Here is a 25,235-nt window from a genome sequence, read left to right on the forward strand (position 1 = left end):
CTGTGTCGTGCGGCGGGCAGCGCCCCCGCAGGCCGACTCCCCAGGTCAGGGCAACGTCCATTTCTGGTTGGAGGTGGCGGCGCAGGTCCACAGGATGAGGCGGGTGCCGTTGGCGGAGCTTGCGCCTTCGACGTCGAGGCATTTGCCGGAGTTGGGATTGCGCAGCGTCCCGTCGGCTTGCGCCTGCCAGGACTGGGCCCCGGTGTTGTTGCAGTCATAGAGCTGGATCTTGGTGCCGTTGGCCGTGCCCGCCCCGGCGACATCGAGGCACTTGTTCAGGGCGCGCAGCGTGCCGTCGCCCGGCAGCGTCCACTTCTGAGCAGCGGTGCCGTTGCAGTCGTAGAGCTGGATGGCCGTGCCGTTCGCCGTGTTGGCGCCGGCCACGTCCATGCACTTACCGCCCAACCCCTTCACCACCCCCATGCGCAAGCTGTGGCCCGTGGTGCTGAAGGCGAAGTCGTCCACGTCGAAGAGCGAGCCGCTGCCGCCCTTGAAGACGAGGTAGAGGGTGGTCGTGGTGGCGGGCTGGTTGGCCAGGGCGGTGCTGACGTCCTGGAAGGTCACCCAGCCACCGGTCACCGGCACCTGAACGGTGCCGAGCAGCGCCCCGGTGGTGGAGCCGGCGCGCACCTCGATGGTGCCGCCGGCGCCGCCGGAGGAGACGCGTGCGGTGAATCGGGTGGCGTCGTCGAGGGCGTACGGCTTGAAGGAGATCCAGTCGCCGTTCTCGATGTAGCCCACCGTCTTGCCGCCGTGCGCGGGGTCGTGGCTGGTGACCTGTACGCCCTGTGAATCGCCGTAGTGCTCCGCCTGGCGGTGGCTCGGCTGGCTGATGTGCTGGTCGTGGGTGGTCAGCGCGGGCTGTCCGTTCGCGCCCTTGTCGGTGTACTCCGCGTCCCAGACGCCGAAGATGTTGGCGTTCGGGTCGTGCTCGCCGTCGGCGAGGGTCTGTACGGTGCCGGAGCAGCCGGTCTTGGACGTCTGCGGGTGGCCGTGGCTGTCGTGCCCGACGATGAAACTGATCTTGACCTTGGCGCAGTCGATGGTGCCGTCCTCGCGGTCGGTCACGGTCACCTTGTACGGAACGGCCGCGCCCGGATCGATGATCCGGCCCTCGACGGGCAGCTCCAGTTTCACGGTCGGCGCGGTGTTGCCGACGGTGATCTGCACGGAGGCCGAGCCGCTCTTGCCGGTGTTGTCGGAGACGGTGAGCGTGGCCGTGTACTGGCCGTTGGTGGTGTAGGTGTGGGAGGGGTTGGCGGCGCTCGAGATGGCGCCGTCACCGAACTTCCAGGCGTAGGTGACGGGGTCGCCGTCCGGGTCCGAGCTGCCGGTGGAGGAGAAGGCGACGGTCAGCGGGGCCTTGCCGGAGGTCTTGTCGGCCTTGGCCTGGGCGATCGGGGAGCGGCCGCCGGTGACGTTCTCGATGCGGTACAGGGCGGAGTTCGCATCGCCGTTGAAGTAGCCGGTGCCGTAGTCCAGGACGTACAGGGCACCGTCCGGCCCGAACGCCATGTCCATCACCTGCGTCCCGCTCCACGGGAAGGAGTTGATGGACTGCACGGTGCCGTCCGTGCCCTGCGCGATCCGCTTGATCCAGCGGCGGCCGAACTCCCCGGCGAAGAAGTTCCCGTCGTAGGACTGGGGGAACTTCACGTCGGAGGGGTTGGCCGCGTCGTAGCGGTAGACCGGGCCGCCCATCGGGGACTCGGAGCCACTGCCGAACTCGGGCACGGAGCCGCCGTCGTACGGGATCCACGCGGGCTGGGCGGCGGGCAGGTCCGTGAGGCCGGTGTTGCGCGGCGAAGTGTTCTTCGGTGCCGCGCAGTTGAACTTGGCACCCGAGGTGTTGGTGGCGAAGTCGTAGTCGACGTAGGCGTCGTTCTTGCCGGTGCAGTACGGCCAGCCGTAGTTCCCGGCCTTGGTGATCCGGTTGAACTCCACCTGTCCTGCCGGTCCGCGCGAGGCGCTGGCGGTGCCGGCGTCGGGCCCGTAGTCCCCGACGAACACCGTCCCGGTGGGCTTGTCGACGCTCATCCGGAACGGGTTGCGGAAGCCCATCGCGTAGATCTCGGGCCGGGTCTTGGCAGTTCCGGGCGCGAAGAGGTTGCCGGAGGGTATGGCGTACGAGCCGTCCCCGTTGACCTTGATGCGCAGGATCTTGCCGCGCAGGTCGTTGGTGTTCCCGGCGCCGCGCTGGGAGTCGTACGCGGGATTGCGGTTGGCCCGCTCGTCGATGGGCGTGTAGCCGTCGGAGGCGAAGGGGTTGGAGTCGTCGCCGGTCGACAGGTAGAGGTTGCCGGCCTTGTCGAAGTCGATGTCGCCGCCGACGTGACAGCAGATGCCGCGGGAGGCGGGCACGTCCAGGACCTTCTTCTCGCTCGCGGCATCGAGCGTGCCGTCCTGCTTCAGGACGAAGCGGGAGAGCCGGTTGACGCCGTCGAAGGGGGCGAAGTCGGCGGCGCTCCCGGTGGCGGGGGCATCGCCCGCAGGGGTGGAGAGCTTGGGCGCGTAGTACAGGTAGACGTACCGGTTGGACGAGAAACCGGGGTCGACGCCGATGCCCTGCAGGCCTTCTTCGTCATGGCTGTAGACGTCGAGCTTGCCGGACACCTTGGTGGTTCCGGCGGCGTCGGTGAGTCGCAGCGTGCCGTCGCGCGAGGTGTGCAGGACCGAGCGGTCCGGCAGCACCGCCATGGTCATCGGCTCGCCCGTCTCTGCGACGCCCTTGGCGAGGGTGACCTGCTGGAACTCCTCCGCTGCGGCTCGTGGTCGAGGTGCCTCGGCCGCACCCGCCGCGGGTGCGAGCAGGCCTGCCGCAAGCAGGGTGGCGGCGGCTAATGCGGTGAGCGGGTACCACGTTGATCGTCTCTTGCGCACGGGTGCCTCCCGATCGGGGGGTGCCAACAGCTGAACTGGGCTGTGGGGGGGAAGGCAGGCACGCGCCGTCGCGCCTGAAGAGTCGGCCTGTGTGGGGTAAGGCCGGTACATGCCAAGGAAGTTAGCGGCGTTCGTCCGTTCCCGGAACCCTCTTCGCGTGCCGAGGTCCAGCCTTTATCCACGATCAGGACAAAGGTGTAGGGCGTTCAATGACGCCGTTCCCGATCACTGCCACGCCCGCCGCGTCCGGGCTGAGTCTTGGATGTCCGCCGCGTGAGGCAGATGGGGACCTCTGGTCGTCCAGTGCCCTTGATCAGTAGTGTCGCCGTGTGATGAATTCCGAGCCGCGTGGCGATCTGCGACCGCCGAGTCTCAACGCCGATGAGAAGACGACTCTGCTGGCCTTCCTCAACTACTTGAGGGAAGCGGTCGCAGCCAAGGCGTCGGGGACATCCGACAAGGCACTCAGGACTGCTGGGGTGTCATCAGGGACCAGCATCCTCAGCCTCATCAAGCATCTGACCGCAGTTGAGCTCAATTGGTTTGCCTGGGCGTATGCCGGCGCTGACGTCGAGCCATGGGACGACGAGTCCCAACCTGGTGACGACGAGACTGCCGAGAGCCTGCTCACGGCTTACGATCAGGCGATCGGGCGGTGCAATGAGATCATCCACGCGTGCAATGACCTGGATCGGCCAGGCGCCCGTTCACTCCGCGAGACGCCTCCGCCAACGATGCGCTGGGTCTTGGTGCACATGATCGAGGAGACTGCTCGGCACGCCGGCCATGCTGACATCCTCCGTGAGCAGATCGACAGTTCGGTCGGCCGGTGAGCCGACCCGGTGGGCAGGCCGGACCACGCCGCACTCGACCACGTACCGGGCCTTGTGGTCGCACCCGCAAGGAACGCACACGGGGAAAGCGAGCCTGTCCGAGCCCGCAGCCGGATCCACATCCAGAGCCTTGATCGTCAACGCTCGGCAAAGACGCTCCTTCAGGAAGTTCAAAGGACGGCGATGTGCGGCGCGCCTTGCTCCTTTCGGCTACAAGGTGGGCCTGTAGGCGGTTCAGTCATCCTCACCAACCGGAAAGCGTGCCAGGCATGCACCACTCCGTGGCCGTTGTCCAGCGGGCCGCAGCACTTCTGTACCCACCCACCTCACCGTTCCTCGAGCGACTCCCCCTGGTCAGGGCATCCTTGACCGGGATGCCGGGTGAGGATGCAGAGATACTGCGACGCTTCTGCGACGCGGTCGTGGACTTGCCCGAGCGGGAGCTTGCCGCCCTCTACCGTGAAGCCTTCGCGTGCGGGGACCGCCTTTCGCTGTCACTGTCCTCGCGTGGCGGCGTCGGCGCAGCTCACGATCCAGCGATCTCCCCCGTGCGGTGGGAACGTCTCTATCGCCTGCACGGCTGGCGCTCACCCGTCGGCGAGGCACCCGATTTCCTGCCGTCGGTCCTGGAGTTCACGGCCTGTCGGCCGGTGCCGGGCCGTCTGGCGATGGAGGCGTACCTGGGCAGGCTCGACCTGCTGCGGGTGTCACTGAGCCAGCGACAGAGCCCGTACGCCGACGTACTCGCGGCAGTGTGCACGGCCCTGCGCAGGCCGCCGCACACGCCGCGATCGGTGAGCACCGCCAGGCGTCGTCGCCTCAACTGACCCCGGGGCGGCACAGGTTGTCCATGCCGCCACCGACACGACTCACAGGCCGGGCCCCGCAGTCGGTGCGACCGCGCCACCAGACGACGCTGCCTGCACCCGCGCCTGCTCCGCCTGGGCCTGCTTGCGCCGGCTGTAGCGAATCGTCCAGAAGATCAGCGCACCGATAACGACGTACGGCCCGATGCTGCTCACGCTCACCATGGCCGACGTCGACAACACGAAGGTCAGCACGATACGGATGACAGCCTCGATCACGAACGCGGCACCCCACACGACGGTGATCGTCCGCTGCGTCCGCCGGAAGCCGTCGTACTGCCACAGCCCTTCCCACCAGGCCCGGCTCGCCGCACTGCCGTCCGTCGCGAACTTGCGACCCATGTAGTACGCGAACGGGCGGGCCATCAGCAGGGTCGACAGGATCGCCAGACCGACCGTGCCCATCACCACCGATTCTTTGATCAGGATCGCTCGGGCACTGTTGAAGGCCAGCATGCTGAGCAGCGTCAGGCCCATCGTGAACAGCGTGAACACCCCGAAGTCGTCGATCCGTCGGCGCAGCGCGTACAGGACGCAGATCTCCGCCACCGGCAGCAAGGAGGCGACCATCAGGGCGTGTGCCTTGCTCCAGCCGTGATCGGTCAGGTAGCCGTAGAGCAGGATCGGCCCGGCGATGTTGAAGACGATCGTGGGACCCCAGTGCGCCAGCAGACTGCGCGCCGAAGGAGCAGACCTCTCCGGCTTGCCGACGCCCCCTGGCGAAGTGATGGCAGCATTCATCTCGGCATGTCCCCCGTAGTCACCTTGATCATGAATAGTGGGCCGAGGCTAGAAGGCGATCACCCATCGCACAAGGTCATACGCGGAACCCGTCGGACCCACCCTTGCGGCCGGCCGGCCACCAGCGTTGGCACTCCGCCTCCGGGGCCCTGCCCGTGACCGCCTGACAGTGTCACTGATTGCTGGGTTCCCAGACGGAACAGTCGTGCGCGAAGAGCACTCTGCGTGGGTCGAATGCGAGGAGCCGCTCCAGCCAGGGCTGGTAGGTGGGACGGGGCGGTTCGAGGCCGTCCAGGGCGGCACGCCGGGCCAGGTCTTCCGAGGCGAAGTGCGTGGCGAAGTCGTGTGCCTGGCCTGCCAGGACGACGGTGCCGTCATTCTGCTGGATCACCAGTGATTGATGTCCCTCGGTGTGGCCGGGAGTAGGGATGATCCAGACCCCGGGCCAGAGCTCCGTTTCACCGGTGACTTCCTCGTAGTTGGCGCCGGGGAAGTCGACGAGTTCCTCGATGGTGTAGCCGCCTCGGCGAGCGGCGGCAAGCTCCGCGGCCTGCACCACGATGGGCTTGTCCCTGAACAAGGGGTTGCCGCCGCAGTGGTCGAAGTGCAGGTGGCAGTTCACCACCAGGGAGATGTCAGCCCGGGTGACTCCCGCGGCCGCGAGGGCGGCCTCAAGGCGCCGGCGCCGGGGACGGTAATGGGCCTCGGTTTCGGGGTCGGCAGCCCCGATACCGGTATCGAAGAGGACCAGTCCTTCCTCGCGCCGAACCAGGTAGGCGAGCACGGGTTCCACGCGTGGTTGTGGGGTCCCGGCTTCTGATGCCGGTCGGACGAAGTAGCCGAGATCGAGCCGACGCACTGCCGTCTTCTTCTCCATCGGGACATGCTGGCAGGCCCCTGTGCCATCCCCAGAAGAGTTCCGCCCACAGCAGACCGCGTCGAGCTCACGTGATGGTCATGCTGCCCCGCAGCCGTCGTGCCCATGGACGCTTCGAGACGGCGTCCCCCTGGTCGGCCGTACGAGAATGAGTGCCTGGCTTCCCTGGCAACCGGCAGGGCCATTCGGGGCCGTCGGCCGACGGCCGACGGCATGACAACGCGGCCTCACCACAGCGCGCCGCCGACGTGCCCCGTACGGGCAGGTCTCAGGATGCCTCCATGATCGCTAATCGCATGAAGACCGGTCGCCTGGGGGCCGTTTCCCTCGTGGTGGCCACCGCGCTGGCGGCCCCGGTGGCGACTGCGCAGGCGGCGGATCCGCCGCCCCAGCCCACCGCGCCGATGGCTGCGCTGCCCGAGGAGTGTGAGCCCGGCGCCGGCAAGGTACCGCCGTGGCTGCGGAAGCTCCCCGTCGCCAAGCAGAAGGAGTTCACCAGCAAGCAGTGGTACCAGGACTGGCTGAAGACGACGCTGTCCCTGTGTACCGACCTGACACACCTGGCCGCCGACAACCCCGGCAGAACCCTCAAGTGGCGCACCGACAAGGCGTTGCTGTTTCGCGGCGCGGGTCTGGGCTCGCACAGCGTCCCCGAGCACGTGTTCACGGCGGGCGCCGATCCCTGGGACCTGACGGCCGGCGGCAACCTGACGATCCGCCCCGGCGAGAAGATCAAGAACAGCGCACTGTCCAGCACCACCTACCGCAGTCGCCATTCCCGGCACTTCGGCCTGTGGAACTACGTCATCGACGCACCTGGCGGCATCCAGGTCGACGGGATGCTGTACGGCGATCCGATGGACAACGAGTCGGAGATCGCCTTCCCCGGCGGCATCAGGCCCGAGTACGTCATGGCGGCCTACCGGCTCGCGGACAAGGGGGTATGGCAGAAGGCCGTCGAGTACCGGTGGAACCCCAACTACAAGGGCAGTGTGCCCAAGCCGAACGCCGACGAGATCAACGTCGTCCTGGGCACCGGCCCCCGGCTCCCGGGCGCCGCGATGACGGCGAAGGGCGGCCGCTCCGTCGACCCCCTGGGGCGGGTGCTCCGGTTGCCCAAGTCCGCCACCGGCACCACCCTTGCCACCGACACCAAGACGAACGACCCGCTGTACGTACCGTGGGGCTCGGTGCCCGGCTATTGGGCCACCAAGCAGCAGGACCCGTCCATCGACAGCCGGGCCATGCCGTACGCGACCTGCCACACCCTCGACCAGTACGAGTTCGCCCCGGGCATCGGCGGCATGGTCGACGCGCTGTGGATCAGCGAGGGCAGCAAGGTCGCTCCGCTGAAGAACAAGTTCCTCATGGAACCCGCTACTTGCTACAACTCCGGCAAGCCGCCGCAGCTCGTCCAGGGCATCGCGAACGGCAACAAGACCGCCCTGACGGTCTCCTGGACGGCCCCGGGCGAGGACGGCATCAAGGCGTACGCGATCTACGGGCGGGCATCGGACACCTCCGCCTGGAAGCGGCTGGCCACGGTCGGCTCCCCGCAGCAGACCCAGCGGGTGCTCAAGGCCGCGGAGCTCAAGCCCTTCACCCTGGCGGATGTCGATCCGGCACAGCACCGGCGCCGGCTCGCCGTCACCGCCGTCGCGGCGGACGGCGGGCACACGACGATGATGGCCGCGTGCGGCTTCCCGGTGGTCGAGCCGTATGCCACGAAGTGGCAGGCGGCGGGCGGCGAGGCGGGTCCCTTCGGGTGCCCGACCACACCGGTACGCCCCAAGGCGAACGACGGCGCGTACCAGGGCTTCGAGACCGCCATGATCTACGCGACGAAGGCCGGTGGAGCGCACGCGGTGACCCAGCCGTTTCTCCATGCCTACAGCAGGGTCAAGTACCAGAGCGGAGTGCTCGGCTATCCCGTCTCGGACCTGGTGAACACGCCGAACGGCCGGCGCCAGGACTTCCAGGGCGGCGGGCTCGTCTACGACAAGAAGACCAAGAAAGTCACCGTCGAGCGGAAGTGCCACGTCACGCCGTACGGGTCCTTCGCGGTCAAGTGGCAGCAATTCGGCGGCATGGCGGGGAAGTTGGGCTGCGCCACGGCATCCCAGGGCCGTGCTCCCGCGGGCGGTCAGGTCCAGTACTTCCAGGGTGGCGTCATGTTCTGGTCCAAGGTGACGGGCGCGCATGTGGTTTCGGGCCCGTTCCAAGGCGCGTACGCCAAGCTCCACTACGACCAGGGTCGGCTCGGCTACCCGTCCAGCGACGAAAGGTCCGACAGCCGCTCCTCGTGGCAGCACTTCCAGCACGGCGCCCTGATCCGGGACAAGAAGACCGGCAAGATCACAACCAAGTGGACCTAGAGGGCCGTTGAAGCAGCTGGGCTCGACTCTGCCGGGAATCTCTGATCGGTCGAGTTCAGCTGCCGAGGGTTCGTCAGGACTTTGATCGAGGGATCTCGTGTTGGTCCAGGACGTGCTTGAAGGCGGTCGGCGGTCGTGGTGTGCGGGGCTCCTCGGGCGAAGTCAGGCCGCTGAGCCGCTCACCGTCCACTGCGGCCGCTCCGTCTCGGCACCCGCGGGGTCAGGAAGCCTGGTGTGGTTGCCACCAGGAGCAGTTGGGGCGGGACGTCGCCGGCAAGCCGGCAAGGAATTGCGGCTGCCCGGGCATCTGGGCGAGGCGTCGGGCCCGTCCGGCGGATCGTGGGCCGAGCCAGGGCCGGACCGAGGCGCGGGCCGGCCGGTTCCCTAATCGTGTTGACCACCCCCGGCAGGCAGTGCTGGAGTCGGCACGTGGACAGCATCCCCGCCAACCGGCGGCTCTGGAACCAGATCAGCAGCGCCTACCAGCACAAGCACGACCCGCAAATCGGCGCCACACCCCGACTGTGGGGCATGTACTCCATCCCCGACGCGCACCTGCACGCCCTGGGCGACGTCAGCAGCAAGCGCGTCCTCGAACTCGGCTGCGGCGCCGGCCAGTGGTCCAGGGCACTCGCCGCCGAGGGCGCCACCGTGGTCGGGCTCGACCTGTCCGATGCCCAACTCGCGGCAGCAGCCCGCGCGATGGGAGCGTCCCCCTACCCGCTGGTGCAAGGCGCCGCCGAACAACTCCCCTTCGCCGCCGACACCTTCGACCTGGTGTTCTGCGACTTCGGTGGGCTCAGCTGGGCATCCCCGCACCTGGCCGTCCCGCAGGCCGCACGCGTCTTGCGCCGAGGTGGGCGCCTGGTGTTCAACGTCGCCAGCCCATGGTTCGAAGCTTGCTACGACGAAGCCGCCAGCCGCGTGACCACGACGCTGCAGCAGGACTACTTCGGGCTGGACACCATCGCCGAAGGCGACGGCGCGACCAGCTATCAGCTCACCTACGGCGGCTGGGTCAAGGTCCTGCGCGGCGCGGGTCTCATCATCGACGACCTCATCGAGCCGCGGCCCGAACCCGGAACACCCAACGGCTACAACGAAACCGACCCACCCGACTGGGCACACCGCTGGCCGGCGGAACTGCTCTGGGTAACCCACAAACCGTAAGATCCGCCACGCCGCAACGTGAAGGCATCCCCTCGCCGGGCAGGCCTGGGCGGGTTGAGGCCGTTGGTTCGGGTGGCCGGGGCCGCCTGCAGAGCGCCACTCAGCATGCGGACTGGTGAACCTGAACCGGCCGTAAGGCCTCACTCGCCGCCTCCGCCACCGCCGCAGCTGAAACCGCCGCCGGAGTGTGCCCCCGTATCCGGGGCGTGGTCGGAGTCGTCGTCAGGGTCTTGCCCATGCGCCTCAGAGCCCGACCGAGACCGGATGGAGCCGCCGCCGCAGGCCCCACCCAGCGTTGCGTCGTCCCTTTCGGGGAAGGAGTGATCCCGCGGAAGACGTCCGTCGGCACGTTCGCGCCGTGCTTGGCTTCCTCTAGTTGTCGCCTGCCCCTGCGGGTCACCCGGCGACTCGCTCCGGCCACCAGGGCCCGTGCGGCCAGCCGCCGGGCGATCTCCTCGACCTCCGGCGAGCGTTGCATGGCAGCGCGTACGGCCTCGATGCTCTTGCTGCGCCTGCAGAAGGCGAGCCCGGCACCCTCGACCGCATGCTCTCGGGGCGCTCCCCACCCACAGCACGCACCCGCCAGGCGTGCATCACGACCAGCCCGCGCCTGTTCAGCGCGATGATCACGCAGTCCGCCACCCGCTGGGCCCCGCCCGCCAGGAACGCGACGCCATACACATCCAGAGCCCGCATCTCGCCCGAGCCTCTTGCAAACCGCCGGATCACCAACCGCATACCAGCCCCCCGTTTCGGCCCACAACATCTGCCAGCAATGTCACCTGACAGCACTGCGCCCAACCCTCTCCCCGCCCTCTCAGAGCAACACTTGAGCCACGGCCTGGGCCACAATTGCCTCGCACCCGAGCCGCCCCGCGATCTACCCTCGCGGACATGACGTCACGCGATGCGCCTGCAGGCTCCCGGATCGCTCCCGGTGGTGCCGGTCTGGTGATCCGGCAAGAGGCCGCTGACGATCACCGAGAGGTACGCGAGGTTCACACCCGCGCCTTCGGTGACAACAAGCGGGTTCCCGGGCTCGTGGAGGCACTTCGCGTTGCGGAGGCCGCATTGGCGCCGATGTCCTTCGTCGCCACTGTTGATGACCGGGTCGTCGGGCATGTCCTGTTGAGCGCGACACGGTTGGACGCTCCGCGCCGGATCGTGGATGTCCTGTCGCTGTCACCGCTGGGCGTGGTCCCGGAGTTCCAGCGCCAGGGCATCGGTACGCAGCTCATCGCCCACGCCCTCGCGGCGGCCGACAGCCAAGGCGTGCCATTGATATTCCTGGAGGGTTCGCCGCGCTACTACGGCACGCGCGGCTTCGAGGGTGCCGGCGCGTTGGGCTTCCGTTCGCCGTCGCTGCGTATCCCTGAAGCCGCGTTCCAGGTCGCCCGGTTGTCCGCTCACGAGCCGTGGATGACGGGCACCTTCGTCTACTCAGAGGCCTTTTGGGCCTTTGACTGCGTCGGCCTGCGCGACCCCGAGGGCTGACGGGCAACCGGGGAGGCCCGGGAATGGTTCGGGCCGCGGTCGCGCGCAGCCCGCCACAACCATGGTGACCTGGTATGCCGTGCCTCACATTCGAGGTGTCCGCGCAACCTCCCGAGCCCTGAAGTCCTCTACAAGGATGGGGCCTCAAGGGGAGAACCAGAGGCGCATAAAGAACACATAAAGGCTCATAGTAGTCTTCGCGGGTGAACATCCTGAAGAGGCGGCCGCGCCTACTGATACTCCTGACGCTGGCCGTAATAACCGCCGTGACGGTGACCGTGGTCATGGTGATCCGGGCGAACGAGATGAAGACGCTCTCCCCGGGCGACGAACGCGAACAGGCCGCGGCATCCGGAGACAAGCCGACGGGGCAGGTGGACTGCCAGAAGGCCAAGTGCATCGCGCTCACCTTCGACGGCAACCCCGGAGAACCCACCGACCGCCTGATGGACCTCCTGGACCAGTACAAGGCGCCGTCGACCTTCTTCCTGGAGGGCCGGCGCATCCACAAGTTCCCCGATGTGGTGCGACGGATGGCCAAGGACGGCCATGAGATCGGCAACCACACCTGGACCCATCCGCGGCTGACCGATGTCTCCGACGACCAGATCCGCGACGAGCTGGGCCGCACCGAGCGGGCCATCTCCAAGATCACCGGCACCAAGTCGACGCTGATGAGGCCGCCGCAGGGTCGCACCGACGACCGCGTCTCGAAGGTCTCGAAAGAGCTGGGGATGGCGCAGGTCCTGTGGACGGTGACCGCGAAGGACTACGAGACCGACGACATCAAGCTGATAGCCGAGCGCGTTCTCGAAGGTGCCGGTCGCGACGGCATCGTATTGCTTCACCCGCTGCACAAGGGCACCTTGCCCGCCATGCCCACCATCCTGAAGAAGCTCCACGCCGAGGGCTACACCTTCGTGACCGTCTCCCAGCTCCTCTCCCCCGCCAAGCCCGAGCCCGGCGGCATCTACCGGTGACCGTCTGACGGGCCGTTTGCCGCAATGACGCCGGCCCGGCGATCGCTCGGACCGTGGCGCGGAGAAGTTCGCGACCCGGCGCCCGGGCGGGGCCGGGTCCGGCGGGCCGCACTGCGCAGTCGTGCCGCGCAGACACATGGTTGTCCTGCCTCACGACGCGCGGGTCGCACTGCTCGTGCATAGCCCCGGACTGCGGCCACGCCACCGCGCCATCCGCCGCCCGGTCACTCGCCCTCGGACATCCGCAGTGCGATCTTCTGCAGCAGCTCCGTGGACTTGACCTCGTCGTGGCCCTCGTCGTGCACCTTCGCAAGCTGGGTGTACAGAAACGAGAACGCCTCCACGAGCGACACGCTGGCCGGCAGGAGCGCGCCGATGGTCAGCTCCGCTGCCTCTTGGGCACTGGCACCTGTCGGGATCTCCACCGCCGGGAACACCTCGGCCACCAGCTGGCCCAACTGGTTCTGCTCCGTGTCGAGTTCCTCCCCCTCTCCCAGCCGGCGCACCATCTCGTGCGTTTCGGTCAGGACCCCGATCGCCCGCAGGATGATCTCTTTCTGTTCCATACGTGGAGCCTAGGTGTCCGCGGGTGGTACGGGACCAGGGCGGCTGCGACAACACCCGGCCGTGTCAGCGCGCCCGGCCGAGCCGAGATGCGCGGGGGACAAGTTGGCGCTGGCGCGGACGAGGGACGCTCCCGTTCCGGCCGGCACCCCGGCGTTCACACACCTAATACGCCGTCAGATCTTTTGCGCCCCGTGCATTGACCTGTGCAAGGCGACGCGCTTCGATCCTGCGGAGTCCGCCGCGCAGGGCGGGGGACTTGTGCCGCGCGAGGGCGTCGCGCCCTGCGGGCCGAAGGGGGAACCAGCGATGACATCCAGATCAGCCTTCTTACGCGTCCCGGTACTGGCCGCATGCGCTGCCGCTGCCGCCGTGCTGATGCTGCCCGGCCCGGTGCAGGGCGCGGACGCGGTCGCGAGCACCGAGCGGATCAGCGTCGCGCCCGACGGCACGGGCGGCAACTACCACTCCTCGAATCCGGCGGTGAGCGCCGACGGCCGCGTCGTGGCCTTCCAGTCCGCCGCGTCGAACCTGGTCCCGGGGCCGGTCGTGCAGCCCGACGTCTACTACCGCACCGCGCCGGGCAGCCCGCTCGGCCGCATACACGTGGAGGGGGAATCGACCTCTTCCCCGCAGGTGTCCGCGAACGGCCGCTATCTGACGTTCGGTTCGTACTCGAGGACGACCACCAAGTCGTCCGTGCACGTGATGGACCTGCGTACGCAACGGACCGAACGCCTTGCGCCGGCGCTCGCGAAGAACTGGGAGGTGTCCTACGGTCGCGCCCCGGTCAGCGCGGACGGCCGCTACGTCGCCTTCGTGGCCCGGCCCACCGTCGACGAGGACGGCGACGGCGTGCTCCCCTGCCGGATCTACGTACTCGACCGGACGACCGGGCAGGCCGACCGGGTCAGCAAGCCGGACGACTCCTCGAAGCGGTTCCATGACTGCTACGGGATGTCGATGAGCGCCGACGGGCGGAAGGTCGCCTACTTCGACGGCTGGAGCAATGGCAGTGACAGCGACGGCGACCAGGGCGACATCGTGGTCCACGACCGCAGCACGGGCCGGGACGTGCAGGCGGATGCCACCCATGACGGCGGGCCTGCCGATCTGTCGTCCGTGCAGCCGGTGATCAGCGCCGACGGCTCGAAGGTCGCCTTTGACTCCCGGGCGAACAACCTGGTGCCGGGAGAGGACCCGAACCGCGACTGGAACGCCTTCGTGCGCGACCTGCGCACCGGCGCCCTGCAGCGCATCGACGGCCGCGCCCCGACCGATGTCACGCTCGCCGAGGACCTCTCCATGAACGGTACGAAGATGGTCGTGAACACGGCCGACGCGAACCACACGACCCTCGGACTGCAACTGCGTGACCTGCGCACCGGCCGGGACACCCTGCTCGCGCCCGGCGTCGACGGCAAACCGGTCACGATCGCAGCCGCCACGCTGAGTCTGGACGGCTCCACGGTCGCCTTCTACTCGTACCATCCAGGGCTCGTCCCCGACGACAACAACCTCATCGGGGACGTCTTCCTGCGTCACCTGCGCTGACGGCCCGCCCCGACCGAAGCGGCGCGGCGGCCGCCCGCTCAGTGTCCGGTGACCACCTTCACCATCACCACACCCAGGCCGATCGCCGCGTCCAGCAGCCCCGCCACACACGACAGCAACACCCCTCCACCCATTCGCCGCCCGCCCGCGAAGCCCCACGCCGCCAGCGCGGCGACATCCACACCGACCGCGATCCACAGTGCGGTGGTCAGATCGAGGGCACCCCACGCCGACAGCGCGACCATCAGCAACGGGCCCGCAGCGCAGCTGAGCAGCGGGCTGCTGACGAACAGCAGTTGTCGCACCTCGCGCCGATTGGGCAGGCGTTGCTGAACGGCACGGTGGGCCTGCGCGTCAGCCACCAACGTCGCCAGCCACAACCCCAGCGCGGTGCCCGAGACGTACAGGGCCGCCGTGCCGTGACGGGTCTCAGCGTTCTGAGCCAAGCCGACACTCACGGCGAGCATCGTGATGGCCGCATAGATCCGTTCCTTCAGCCGCTCCCCCAACGCGTCAAGCCGCTGGGAAGAAGGCCCCTGACCAGCATCGAGCTCGGACATGACGGAACCGTACGATCCACCACGAAGCCCATCCGCCCCGACGCGCGGTGGCGGAGATTCGGTGCCCGAGGCGGAGCGGTCGGTGACCTGGCGTGGGCGTCACCGCCGGTCACCATTCGACTCCGGGCCGACGAGGGCTCAGGCATGCTCTGCGGCGATCAGGTGGTCCCGCCGGTGCCGGCAGCGAGGCGGCGTCCAGCCCGAAGAAACCCGTTGGGCCAACCACGGCGACCCCTGCTAACCTCCCGGAGGCCGTGCAACAGAACGAGGAGGTGGTACCCGTGAACGTATCGACATGGGTGCTCCCCTCTGGAGTCATGGTCGGGCGATAGGTCGTCCGGGAGCGCCGTATTTGAGCACTCCCGAAAGGCACGACCATGCGCTTCACTTCTGAACAGCGTCTCGACGACGGCGTCCTCGAGCGCGAATTCACCCTCGGCGAGATCCCCGGCATCCTGTGGACGCCCGCGTCCGCATCCGCACCGGTCCCGCTGATCCTGATGAGCCCCCCGCCGCTCGGACTGCGCAAGGCCTACCCCCGTCTGGTGGCCCGGGCCCAGCACGCCGTGGCGGATGGCTTCGCCGTAGCCACCATCGAGCTCCCGGGAAGCGGGGACCGGCCCCGCCTGGCCACCGCCGAGCAAGCCCTCGCCGATCTGCGGCGGGTGATGCAGGCCGGCGAGCCGGTCAGCGACGAGATCATCGACGCCCTCATCCTCCCGCTCGTCGACAAGGCGGTCCCGGAGTGGCAGGCCGCCCTGGACGCACTCCTTGAGCTGCCCCAACTCGGCGGCCCGGTCGGCTACTCGGGAGGCGTGATCTCCATCGGCGTCCGCCTTGCGGTGGTCGAGCCGCGCATCGTGGCCGCCGGGCTCTTCGCCGGGAGTTTCGTGCCGCGCGCCATTCTCGAAGAGGCCCGCCAGGTCACCATTCCCCTGCACGTCCTGCTGCAGTGGGACGACGAAGGAAACGACCGGCAGGCGGCCCTGGACCTGTTCGACGCCTTCGGCTCCAAGGAAAAGACCCTGCACGCCAACATGGGCGGACACACCGGCGTCCCGCAGTTCGCGGGGGACGCCGCGGCCCAGTTCTTCACCCGGCATCTGAAGTGAGGCCCGGCCGGTAGCCGACGGTAGGCGCTGTCGGCCAGGACGCCGTCGTCGAGGACAGGCCCAGGCCCAGGCCCTCCTCGACGGCGGCGGCCGGCGGATACACAACCGCCCCGGCCACCGGTACCGGTCGTCGTCGCCACCGCCGGTCGGGGCGGTGCTCGGCCCGTACGGTGCGGACCGCCGGGTCCGTTTGACCTTGACACGGTGACAAGGTCTTCACTGCTTGCCAGGAGGTGGTCACGGTGACGATCACAAGGCAAGGCGCGGATGCGATGCGGGTACTCCAAGGCCTTGAGGACGGCCGTTCGTCCGTACGACTGCGGGCTGCTCTCGCGGTCGGTACGACACCTGACCCGCGCTTCGTCGACAAGCTCATCGAGCGCTGCGCGATCGAGCCCGAATTCTTCGTCCGCGACATGCTGACCTGGGCGCTCACCCGGCACCCGGTGTCCTGGACGCTCCCCGTCCTGGTCCGCGAAGTGCGCTCGGAGCAGGCGCAGGCCCGGAGCCAGGCGCTGCACACGCTGTCCAAGATCGGGGACCGGCAGGCCTGGCCGACGATCACGCGGGCGCTGTTGTCCGACGCCGACGACGAGGTGGCGCGAAGCGCCTGGCGGGCCGCGGTCGTGCTGGTGCCGGACGGCGAGGAGACGGCGTTGGCCGCGGTGTTGGCGACGCAGCTCGGGCGCGGTGAGCGGGAGACGCAGCTGAGTCTCAGCCGAGCGCTGGTCGCGCTGGGCGAGGTGATCGTGCCGGCGCTGCGAGCTGCGACGACGGCCCCCGACCCGGGGGTGCGCGTGCACGCGCACGCCACGCAACGGCTGCTGCGCGAGCCGGATGCCGGATTCGAGTACGCGATCGAGGAGGCCAAGCGCGTCGTGGCCCTCGGCGGGTCCGGCCGGGAGAGACGATAGGGCGTGTTGATCGGTGAGGTGGCGCGACGGTCCGGGGTCAGTTCCCGCATGCTCCGGCATTACGAATCGCTCGGCCTGGTGCGGCCGTCTGGCCGTACGGGCTCCGGTTATCGGGAGTATTCCGGCGACGACATCCGGCGGATCTTCCACATCGAGAGCCTGCGGTCGCTGGGCATGTCGCTGCGTGAGATCGGGCGCGCGCTCGACGATCCCGGCTTCACGCCCTCGACGCTCGTCGACGGCCTCATCCGTCAGACACGCGACCGCATCGCGGCCGAGACCGAGCTGCTCACGCGGCTGCGCCGGATCGATGCGGCAGAGCCCACCGGTTGGGAGGACGTCCTCCAGGTCGTGGCGCTGCTGCAGGCACTGGGGTCGAAGAGCGCCGACGCGCGTCAGCGCGCGGCCCTCTCCTCGGCCGGCGAGCTGCCGGTGCCGGTGGAGGCGCTGGTCGAGGCGGCTCTGAGCGAGGGGGATCCGAACGTCGCCGGAGCCCTGCGATGGGCGCTGGCTCGATCGGGCGACGGCGCTCCGGCACTGCTGGCGGAAGGCCTCGCCTCACCGCTGGCCGCGGTCCGCGAACGTGCCGTTCAGTGCCTTGCCGAGATGCCCGGTGATGAAGCCGCCGCGCAGCTGCGGGCCGCTCTCACGAATCCCGACGTCGTGGTCCGCGGGTATGCGGCTCTGGCGCTCGGGACGCGTGGAGTCTGCGAAGCGATGCCGACGCTCATCGACATGATTGTGGAGGGAAGGAACGACACCGATGCGGCCGACGCCCTGAGTGTGCTGGCGAGCGACATCGAGGCCGCGGATCAGATCGCGACCAGGCTCGTCGACCGCCTCGCCGACGACGCCACGCAATCTCCTGCACGTGGACGGCTGACCCAAGCCCTGGCGGCCGTCCCGGGGACGACGGCGTCACATGCCCTCGTCGAGCTGTCGCATGACGAGGACCGTGCCGTTGCGTTGACCGCGGCGTACCTTCTTCAGCTACGCAGCGCACGGTGAGGGTCTCCCCCGGCATGCCTCAACTGCGGTTCAACAGGCGGCGCCGCCGTCGGCGCAAGGCGCTACGGCACATCGCCGAGCCGGTACGCGGGCGGGCATGACCCCCGCCCGCGTACGGCAGCCGCGCCTGGGCGGCCGCCTGGTTCAAAAGGCGTGCGCCATGAGCTCCCCGAACAGCGCGTCCTCGTCGGCATCGAGGCCCCGCGAGCGGAACCAGCTGCAGATGTTCGCGCAGTCACGCTGGAGGAAGGTCATCCCGTTCAGGTTGCCGACCAGGTCGACGAGCTGTGGCAGGTCGATGATGACCAGCCGCTCGCCCGCCGCCAGGATGTTGTACGCCGAGAGGTCGCCGTGCACGACGCCGTTCTGCACCATCGTGGCGAGCGCATCGGTGAGCTGCTGGAAGTACGAGGCCAGCAGCTCAGGTGAGGGTCGGGTCTGGGCGAGCCGGGGCGCGGTCGCGACGGCGCCGTCCTCGTCGACAACCGTGATCCACTCCATCAGGATCTCAGTGCCGTCGATCTGTACCGGGTAGGGAACCGGCAGCCCGAGGCCCCAGAGCCGCACCAGCGCACCCCACTCGGACACCGCCCACTCGCCGGCCGCGACCTGTCGGCCGAAGGTGCTCTTGCGTTTGACGGCCCGCTCGTCACGTGAGCGCTTCATCGAGCGGCCCTCGGTGTAGGACGCGGCGCGGTGGAAGGTCCGGTGCTCGGAAGAGCGGTACCGCTTGGCCGCCATGATCACCCCGCCGCCGGCGGGGTCGCGCGGGTCGGCGCGTTCGATGAGGTGGACGTCGGCTTCCTTGCCGGTCTTCAGGACGCCGAGTTCGGTGTCGATCGCGCCCTGCGAGGTCACCACCCAGTCCGGGAGCGGCTCGGGGCCTCGGCTGAGGGGTTCGACGCGCAGCCAGGTCGACCAGCGCTGGCCGTCCTCGAGGTCGTCGTAGGCACGGAAGTCGAAGATGAACCGGTCGTCGATGTCGCTCAGGTCGCGCCGGGGCGGGACGTAGCGGTAGGCGTCGGTGCTGAAGTCGTCAGGAAATGCCAGGGACTGAGGGTGCTGCGGGAAGTTGTCGTGAGACATCGCTGGGGGTGCTCCATGAGGTGAGAGTGAGGCGGTCGGCGGGCAGGCCGAGGACAGTCGTGGTCACGGTCGTGCCTCCTCTCGTGGAGCACCGGGCGGCTCCCGGTGGCTCGCCCATGGTGAGGGGCGGTCAGGGGAAGTGGCAACCGAATAAAACCGGCCCGCGTCGAGCGGGCCCGGCTGTGCCGTGGGTTTCCGGCGTGATCCTCCGTACCGGACGCCTCCCAGGCCTGCTCAGGCTGGCATCGCCCGGTCGTTGCCCGCCGGACTCCTGGTGGACAAGCAGCCCCGACGGCCCGTGCGCGAGCGGGACGGGTGCCCCGCACTTCGCACAGGACGGCATCGGGGCCACGTCGACGTGCTGCGTCACGGCGTCCGGGGCGGCTGCCCCTGCCGCACCGGGCGGGTGCACGGCCGGCCCTGTCCCCGATGCCCGCGACCTGCCGCGCCTCGCCCTCGACTTCCTGCCGCAGGTTCTGCTCGTCGCCGTCCCCGCAGCCGAGCGCCATCGCCGGCTGCCGGACGGCCCCTCCGACCACACTCGGCCTGGAGCTGACTGCGGGCTGTCCACTGCCGGCCCGCAGTCAGCCCCAACACCAGCCGGTGCTCTGCCAGTTGCATCCAGGTCACGGGGGTGGTCCTACCGCTCCTGACCTCGCCGCGAGGGCTCATCCCGCAGCTTCACCAGTGCTCGATTCGCGCCCTGGGCGCGGTGATCCGAACGGCTACTCCCCCGGGCCCTGGGTCACTGACCGCTGCCTCCGAAGGCCGCGGCGCCCTCTTGGCCCTTCACCTGGTTTTCCGTCACGTACGGTCGCAACTCGGCCTCGTACGCGGTGAACGCGGCGGTGTGGTCGCCGTCGGCAGCGGCCAGGTGCCGGGCCAGGGCGCGGGCGCCCAGCAAGGCCTGCGAGGTGCCCATGCCGGCGGTCGGCGCGGCGCAGTACCCGGCGTCGCCGACGAGGACGACCCGGCCGGTCGACCAGGCGTCCAGGCGGACCTGGCTGGAGGAGGAGAAGTAGAAGTCGTCGGCGGCCGACATCGCCTTCAGGAGGTCGGGCACGACCCAGCCGGCACCGGCGAACGCGTCCCGCAGGGCCTGCTCCTGCTCGCTGCGTGGACGGCGGTCCAGGAGAGGCGCGTCGGTTGCGCACGACAGGCTCACCGACATCCGGTCGGCGTCCGCGGCGCTGAAGGCGTAGACGGCGGTGCCGTCGCCGGTGTGCAGCACACCGCTGTGGTCGAGGCCGAGGATGTTGTCGGCGGTGAACCCGGCGCCCGACATGCCCAGGTGACGCAGCGCCTGCTCGTGCGGGCCGAAGGCCAGGCGCCGGACCTTGGAGAAGAGTCCGTCCGCGCCGACCACCAGGTCGAAGGTACGAGGCGCGCCGTGCTCGAACTCGACCGCGACACCGCCGTCGTGCTGGGTGAGCGCGGTGATGGAGTCACCGAAGACATAGGTGAGCTCCGGCGCGGTCAGCCGGTGCAGGATCCTCGTCAGCTCGGGCTTGGGTACCTCCAGTTCGCCCGCGAACGCCTCGGCCGGCAGGCGGCCGATCTCGGCCCCGTCCGCGTCGACCAGCGTGGTGCCGCGCATCGCGGTGTCGTGGCCGCGGATCTCGTCCAGGACTCCGAGTTCCCCGAGGACGTCGAAGGCGGCGCCGCGGAAGTCGACGGCGTACCCGCTGCCGCGCAGACCGGGGGCCAGTTCGACGACGGTGACGTCGTAGCCGTCGCGGTGCAGGAAGTGTCCGAGGGCGGCGCCCGCCACACCGGCACCTGATATGAGGACCGTGGTGTTCGTCATGGGGCAGGACCGTAGCCCCTGTCCACCCACCTGGTCTGCCCAACTGCGTGAAGAAGAACGGCAGTCCGGCGCCGGATCAGGTCGCAAACGCGTACGGGCATCGGCCGCGTACGGGGTCGGGCCGCCTCCGCGCCGGGCGCCCCGTCACCGCCCCTCTGCGGCCTCCCACTCCTGGTGTGCGGCGTGGACGCGGTGCCACAGCTCCGCCCTCTCGGCGGCGTCGACGTCGCTCAGCTGCAGCTGGAACACGTCGGCCAGGACGTCGTACCAGTCGTCGGCCGAGTCGATGGTCCGCTCGTCCGTGCCTTCGGCGTCGATCCGGCGCAGCACACAGCCGCGCAGCATGTCCACGCCCTTGGCGTCGCGCAGTTGGGCCTGGAAGACGCGTACGAAGCCGGACTCGGGGGACGTGGACAGGTGGGCGTGCTTCGCGGCGAAGGAGGACAGTGGCACAGGTTCCGGCGCGAAGACCATCGCCGTGAACGCGCCGCGGGGATCGTGGGTGAACCGCCAGCCGCCGGGCACCACCGTCGACGGCGCCATCGCGTAGGTGAACGGCCCCTGGACATAGCTGCCTTCACACAGCGGCAACGGTTCGTACATGCCGCCGGCGAGCCCGGTGTCGACCAGCCACCGCTCGCCGTCCAGCAGCACGGTGAGCGCGAGATGGTCGCCGCCCGGACCGGCAGGGTCCTCGACCTCATCCTGCACCCCGGCCCGGTGCAGGGTCACGTCGTAGCCGAGCGCCTCCAGGAGCGCAGCGAAGGCCCCGTTGAGGTGGAAGCAGTAGCCGCCGCGCCCGCGCAGGATCCGGGCCACCGACTCCGCGGCACCGATGCCCGTCGGCCGTCCCAGTTGGTTGTCGAGGGTCTCGTAGGCGACCCGTTCCACCTGCGCCCGGTGCAGTGCCCACAGCGCCTCGGCGGTCGGGGCCGCCGGCCGGTCCACCCCCAACACGGCCAGATACCCGTCGATGTCGATCATGCTCTCCCTCACCGCCCGAACGGATGATCAAAGTAGTCGCCGGTGGGCTTCGCCCGCCACACCGGCGACCGTGTGGGAATGCGTCGAGCGAGGGCCGGCGAAACCGGCCGGCTCAACCCCGCCACCGACACAGAGCGGAGAGGGGTACGGCCCTCCTGAAGGGAACACGAGTCGGCTGCTGCCGAGCCGCCCCTTCGCCGTCACCAGCCAGCGGGCGTATGAGCACCCTCACGCATTCAGCCGGTGACGGCCACGGGTGCGTCCCAGGCGTTGCGGTCGACGGTGATCGTGTAACCGCCGCGCGTTTCCTTGCTGTTGACCATGTACTGGTGCCCACGGCTGTGGTTCGTGTACAGCGACGGCGACCACGGCCAGTCACTGGTCGTGGTGTTGATTTTGTCCCACTTCGCATACCAGAGGTAGTCCGGCAGATCGGTGCGGTTGGCAGCGGTGGCCACGGCCTTCGCACTGGAACTGCTGAACCCGTAGTACCCGGCCCGATACGTCTTGGCGCGCAGGGTCTTGGTGAAGGCGCGCACGTACGTGAGCACCGCCTTGTTGCACGCGGTGTTCGCGACGTCGTACGGCTCCATGTCCAGGTAGATCGCGCTCCCCGCCTTCATGCCGAGCTTGGAGGCTTTGGTCACAGCATCCTTGCCATGGGCGACACCGAGGGTGGAGGCGTTGGCCGCGGTCAGTTTCTCCGGGCTGGAGCCCCTCTGGCAGTACGGCTGAGCACCCACGTAGAGGGGGATGAGCTTCCACCCCTGGGCGGTGACCTTCTTTGTCCAGGACGCGGTGAGGTTGGGCTGGGCGCAGCCGCGGTTCTTGCCGCCGATGTAGACGGCGGCCGCGCCGTAGAACCCGGTACGCCACGCCTTCATCGCGGCGGCCGAGGGAGCGGTACAGGTGTCGAAGGCACGACCGGTGTACGTCTTCTTCGCGGGCTCGGTCGTGCCCGCCGACGCGCTCTGCACGAGGACGCCGCCCCCCGCGACGATCGTGACACCCGCGGCGCCCCAGGCGATGTAACGATTTCTCTTGGACAGCCGGTGCGCAGGCTTGCGCGACGTGCCGAACATACGGTCCCCACCCCTTGATGCGCGCTGGCGCGCACTTCTGTTGCTACTGATCCCTGCAGGATAGACACCTCGGGGCGGTGACTCGTCAAGCGGCAACCGCAAGGTGGGCGGGGAATGCTGTCTTTTCCTCCAACAGCTTGCGCTGCTGCAGGCAGCAGCAGAACTGGCCGATCATGCGGTGGAAGAGAGGCTCCTCCGAGCGGCAGCATGCCAATCTCCGTGCTCGTCTCGGCGCCTGCGGTAGCAAGCCTTGGCGCCCCGGACGGCACCCGCTGGACCTACCGGAAGATCAACCCGGCGATGAACGAGCGCGGCCGACTCAAAGCCGGATCCGGCTCGCTCAGGGCCCATCCGTGCGCAAGCGGCGCCAGCCCGTCCCGGTGATCTTCACTCCAGAAGCACTACACCCCATCGCGAAGTACGGCGGCCCCACCCGAGCACGGCCGACCGGCCGGGAACGACCGACGCCGGACGCCTGCGCGGGAGTCCCGGCACCAAAGGGCCGACAAATGACGGTAGTTGAGACCCCGTTGACGGACGCCCGCACTCCCGTCAGGCTCTGGCGTGCGCAGGCACCTCCCCCGTTCACCGGATCCCCCACGGAGTGCTTCATGCCCAGACGGCTCGCACGACTCCTCCTGTCACTTGTCATGATCATTGTTGCGTCGGTCGTCGGAGTCGTGGCCACGGCCGGCACCGCCCAGGCCGACGGCTGCTACACCTGGTCGCGCACCCTCTCCCAGGGAGCGACAGGCGCCGACGTCACCCAGTTGCAGATCAGGGTGGCGGGTCATGCAGGAAACGGCGGAGTCCTCGCCGTCGACGGCGACTACGGGCCTGCCACCGCGGCAGCCGTCAAGCGCTTCCAGGCCGCGTACGGGCTGGCGGCCGACGGAGTCGCCGGCCCGGCCACATTCAGCAAGATCTACACGCTGCAGGACGACGACTGCACGCCGATCCACTTCACGTACGCCGAGCTCAACGACTGCAACTCGACCTGGGCCGGCGGCGCGGTGAGCGCCACCACGGCCAAGGCCAACGCGCTGCGCACCATGTGGAAACTGGAAGCCCTGCGGCACGCACTCGGTGACGAGCCGCTCCGCGTGACCAGCGGCTTCCGCTCGAAGGCCTGCAACGACGCGGTCGGTGGCGCCTCGAGCAGCCGCCACCTGTACGGCGACGCGGCGGATCTCGGCGCGGGCCCGCATTCCTTGTGCAAGCTCGCCCAGCAGGCACGCAACCACGGGTTCAACGGCATCCTCGGCCCCGGCTATCCGGGACACAGCGACCACACGCACGTCGACCACCGCTCCAGCCGCTTCTGGTCCGCGTCCAGTTGCGGCATCTGATTCGGTTGCGAGCACCTCGGGGAGTCGGTCTCGCTCGTGGCGACCACCTTCCTGATCGCCACGTTCCCGGCTCCCCCGACTCCCCCAGCGGGAGAGCGCTCATGATCCGAGAACCCTTTGCGTTCACCAACGGAAGGCATCAAGGGCCTCTTGCCGCGAGTCTTGCCAGGTGTTGAATGCGCCCCTACAGTCCGGCAATGAATCCGTGGGACCGCTCCCACGCCCATCCGTCCAAGCGCTGGAGCTTCGATGGCACCCATCCATCCCAGGCCGAGCCGGAGACGCATCCTCGGCGCCGCTCTGGCAGCCGGCCCCACGCTGTTCCTGGCATCCCCGCCCGCACGAGCAGATTCCTGGGGCACACCACAGGCCGTCAACTCTTGGAACGTCATCAGCGGGAGGTGGACGGCCAACAACGAACTGGAGACGTACACGCCTGACTGCGTCTGGTACGACGGCGCAACGCTGATGATCAAAACGTACAACGCGGGCGGCGGGGTGTACTACTCCGGCCGCGTGGAGTCCAAGGCCCTCTACGGTTACGGCACTTACCGCTTCACCGCGAACATGCCCAACGGGCAGGGCCTGCTGCCCGCCGTGTGGGCCGCCTACCTCAACCCGTGGCTGCCCGAGATCGACGCGGCGGAGATCGTCGGCTCCAGGCCCGACACCGTCTACCAGACCTTCCACGACACCAACAACGCACAGACTCAGTGGGCCCCGAACAACCCGGCCGGCTGGACCAACAGCTTCCACACCTACTCGTTCACCTGGTGGCCCGACCACATCGACTTCGCCGTCGACGGCAACTTCACGGGCACCAAGTGGTACACCACCCCCGCGGGCACCGGCATGCACTTCATCGTCAACACGGCGGTCGGCGGGGACTGGCCGGGCAACCCGGACTCCTCGACCTGGGCCACGGCGGACGGCGCAAGGTACCTGAAGGTCTCCTCGATCACCTACACCCCGTACTACCCGTGAATGCCGGTCACGGTC

General features: G+C 68.9%; 21 protein-coding genes. 12 read left to right on the forward strand and 9 right to left on the reverse strand.

Going from position 1 to position 25,235, the window contains the following annotated elements; translation table 11 throughout:
- Nucleotides 1-45: 45 nt before the first annotated feature.
- Complete coding sequence (locus OG430_RS01950; RefSeq protein ID WP_442816428.1) at nt 46-2,880, reverse strand: PQQ-dependent sugar dehydrogenase; 2,835 nt, start codon at nt 2,878-2,880, stop codon at nt 46-48.
- Nucleotides 2,881-3,212: 332 nt separating this feature from the next.
- On the opposite strand from OG430_RS01950, the gene OG430_RS01955 reads away from it, so the two are divergent.
- Nucleotides 3,213-3,713 (forward strand): DinB family protein, encoded by a 501-nt coding sequence (locus OG430_RS01955; protein WP_327358943.1) that lies wholly within the window; start codon nt 3,213-3,215, stop codon nt 3,711-3,713.
- Between the two features lie 374 nt (nt 3,714-4,087).
- The gene (locus OG430_RS01960) at nt 4,088-4,540 is read left to right on the forward strand and encodes a nitrate reductase (protein WP_327350596.1); all 453 of its coding nucleotides are present in this window, start codon (nt 4,088-4,090) and stop codon (nt 4,538-4,540) included.
- 42 nt (nt 4,541-4,582) lie between these two features.
- Here OG430_RS01960 and OG430_RS01965 read toward each other — a convergent pair whose 3' ends face one another.
- Nucleotides 4,583-5,320, reverse strand: coding sequence for a VC0807 family protein (locus tag OG430_RS01965; protein ID WP_327350597.1), 738 nt, complete (start codon nt 5,318-5,320; stop codon nt 4,583-4,585).
- A gap of 172 nt (nt 5,321-5,492) precedes the next feature.
- Nucleotides 5,493-6,197, reverse strand: coding sequence for an N-acyl homoserine lactonase family protein (locus OG430_RS01970; RefSeq protein ID WP_327350598.1), 705 nt, complete (start codon nt 6,195-6,197; stop codon nt 5,493-5,495).
- Between the two features lie 281 nt (nt 6,198-6,478).
- On the opposite strand from OG430_RS01970, the gene OG430_RS01975 reads away from it, so the two are divergent.
- The 4 genes from OG430_RS01975 to OG430_RS01990 all read left to right on the forward strand — a co-directional run bounded on the left by OG430_RS01975 (nt 6,479) and on the right by OG430_RS01990 (nt 12,216).
- Nucleotides 6,479-8,572 (forward strand): scabin-related ADP-ribosyltransferase, encoded by a 2,094-nt coding sequence (locus OG430_RS01975; RefSeq protein WP_327350599.1) that lies wholly within the window; start codon nt 6,479-6,481, stop codon nt 8,570-8,572.
- A 429-nt stretch (nt 8,573-9,001) separates the two neighbouring features.
- Entirely contained in the window at nt 9,002-9,742 is a 741-nt protein-coding gene (locus OG430_RS01980; RefSeq protein WP_327350600.1) for a class I SAM-dependent methyltransferase, read from the forward strand.
- Between the two features lie 951 nt (nt 9,743-10,693).
- Nucleotides 10,694-11,236 (forward strand): GNAT family N-acetyltransferase, encoded by a 543-nt coding sequence (locus OG430_RS01985; RefSeq protein ID WP_327358944.1) that lies wholly within the window; start codon nt 10,694-10,696, stop codon nt 11,234-11,236.
- Nucleotides 11,237-11,439: 203 nt separating this feature from the next.
- On the forward strand, nt 11,440-12,216 hold the full coding sequence (locus OG430_RS01990) for a polysaccharide deacetylase family protein (RefSeq protein ID WP_327350601.1): 777 nt from the start codon (nt 11,440-11,442) through the stop codon (nt 12,214-12,216).
- 224 nt (nt 12,217-12,440) lie between these two features.
- On the opposite strand, the gene OG430_RS01995 is transcribed toward OG430_RS01990, so the two are convergent.
- On the reverse strand, nt 12,441-12,782 hold the full coding sequence (locus OG430_RS01995) for a hypothetical protein (RefSeq protein ID WP_327350602.1): 342 nt from the start codon (nt 12,780-12,782) through the stop codon (nt 12,441-12,443).
- Nucleotides 12,783-13,089: 307 nt separating this feature from the next.
- Here OG430_RS01995 and OG430_RS02000 point away from each other — a divergent pair, with 307 nt between their 5' ends.
- Complete coding sequence (locus tag OG430_RS02000) at nt 13,090-14,334, forward strand: hypothetical protein (RefSeq protein ID WP_327350603.1); 1,245 nt, start codon at nt 13,090-13,092, stop codon at nt 14,332-14,334.
- Nucleotides 14,335-14,372: 38 nt separating this feature from the next.
- On the opposite strand, the gene OG430_RS02005 is transcribed toward OG430_RS02000, so the two are convergent.
- Nucleotides 14,373-14,894, reverse strand: coding sequence for a hypothetical protein (locus OG430_RS02005; RefSeq protein WP_327350604.1), 522 nt, complete (start codon nt 14,892-14,894; stop codon nt 14,373-14,375).
- Nucleotides 14,895-15,271: 377 nt separating this feature from the next.
- Between OG430_RS02005 and OG430_RS02010 the strand changes: the two genes are divergently transcribed.
- From OG430_RS02010 to OG430_RS02020, 3 genes are all read left to right on the forward strand, one after another.
- Nucleotides 15,272-16,006: an alpha/beta hydrolase gene (locus OG430_RS02010; RefSeq protein ID WP_327350605.1), complete on the forward strand. Its 735-nt coding sequence runs from the start codon at nt 15,272-15,274 to the stop codon at nt 16,004-16,006.
- 242 nt (nt 16,007-16,248) lie between these two features.
- Nucleotides 16,249-16,920 carry a HEAT repeat domain-containing protein gene (locus OG430_RS02015; RefSeq protein ID WP_327350606.1) on the forward strand — a complete coding sequence of 224 codons (672 nt, stop codon included), beginning with the start codon at nt 16,249-16,251 and terminating at the stop codon, nt 16,918-16,920.
- A gap of 3 nt (nt 16,921-16,923) precedes the next feature.
- Nucleotides 16,924-17,928 carry a MerR family transcriptional regulator gene (locus OG430_RS02020; protein WP_327350607.1) on the forward strand — a complete coding sequence of 335 codons (1,005 nt, stop codon included), beginning with the start codon at nt 16,924-16,926 and terminating at the stop codon, nt 17,926-17,928.
- A 144-nt stretch (nt 17,929-18,072) separates the two neighbouring features.
- Here the strand turns inward: OG430_RS02020 and OG430_RS02025 are convergent, their stop codons facing one another.
- The 4 genes from OG430_RS02025 to OG430_RS02040 form a co-directional block, all read right to left on the reverse strand.
- Nucleotides 18,073-19,014, reverse strand: coding sequence for a serine protein kinase RIO (locus OG430_RS02025; protein ID WP_327350608.1), 942 nt, complete (start codon nt 19,012-19,014; stop codon nt 18,073-18,075).
- Between the two features lie 745 nt (nt 19,015-19,759).
- The gene (locus OG430_RS02030; RefSeq protein ID WP_327350609.1) at nt 19,760-20,821 is read right to left on the reverse strand and encodes an FAD-dependent monooxygenase; all 1,062 of its coding nucleotides are present in this window, start codon (nt 20,819-20,821) and stop codon (nt 19,760-19,762) included.
- A gap of 144 nt (nt 20,822-20,965) precedes the next feature.
- Entirely contained in the window at nt 20,966-21,805 is an 840-nt protein-coding gene (locus OG430_RS02035) for an arylamine N-acetyltransferase family protein (RefSeq protein ID WP_327350610.1), read from the reverse strand.
- A gap of 236 nt (nt 21,806-22,041) precedes the next feature.
- A complete protein-coding gene (locus tag OG430_RS02040) occupies nt 22,042-22,887 on the reverse strand; it encodes a glycoside hydrolase domain-containing protein (protein WP_327350611.1) in 846 nt (281 codons plus the stop codon).
- 611 nt (nt 22,888-23,498) lie between these two features.
- Here OG430_RS02040 and OG430_RS02050 point away from each other — a divergent pair.
- Nucleotides 23,499-24,236: a D-Ala-D-Ala carboxypeptidase family metallohydrolase gene (locus tag OG430_RS02050; protein ID WP_327350612.1), complete on the forward strand. Its 738-nt coding sequence runs from the start codon at nt 23,499-23,501 to the stop codon at nt 24,234-24,236.
- A gap of 249 nt (nt 24,237-24,485) precedes the next feature.
- Nucleotides 24,486-25,220, forward strand: a complete 735-nt coding sequence (locus OG430_RS02055) for a glycoside hydrolase family 16 protein (protein ID WP_327350613.1) — start codon at nt 24,486-24,488, stop codon at nt 25,218-25,220.
- Nucleotides 25,221-25,235 lie beyond the last annotated feature (15 nt).

Origin of the sequence: Streptomyces sp. NBC_01304 (assembly GCF_035975855.1) — a bacterium.
Classification (GTDB): Bacteria; Actinomycetota; Actinomycetes; order Streptomycetales; family Streptomycetaceae; genus Streptomyces.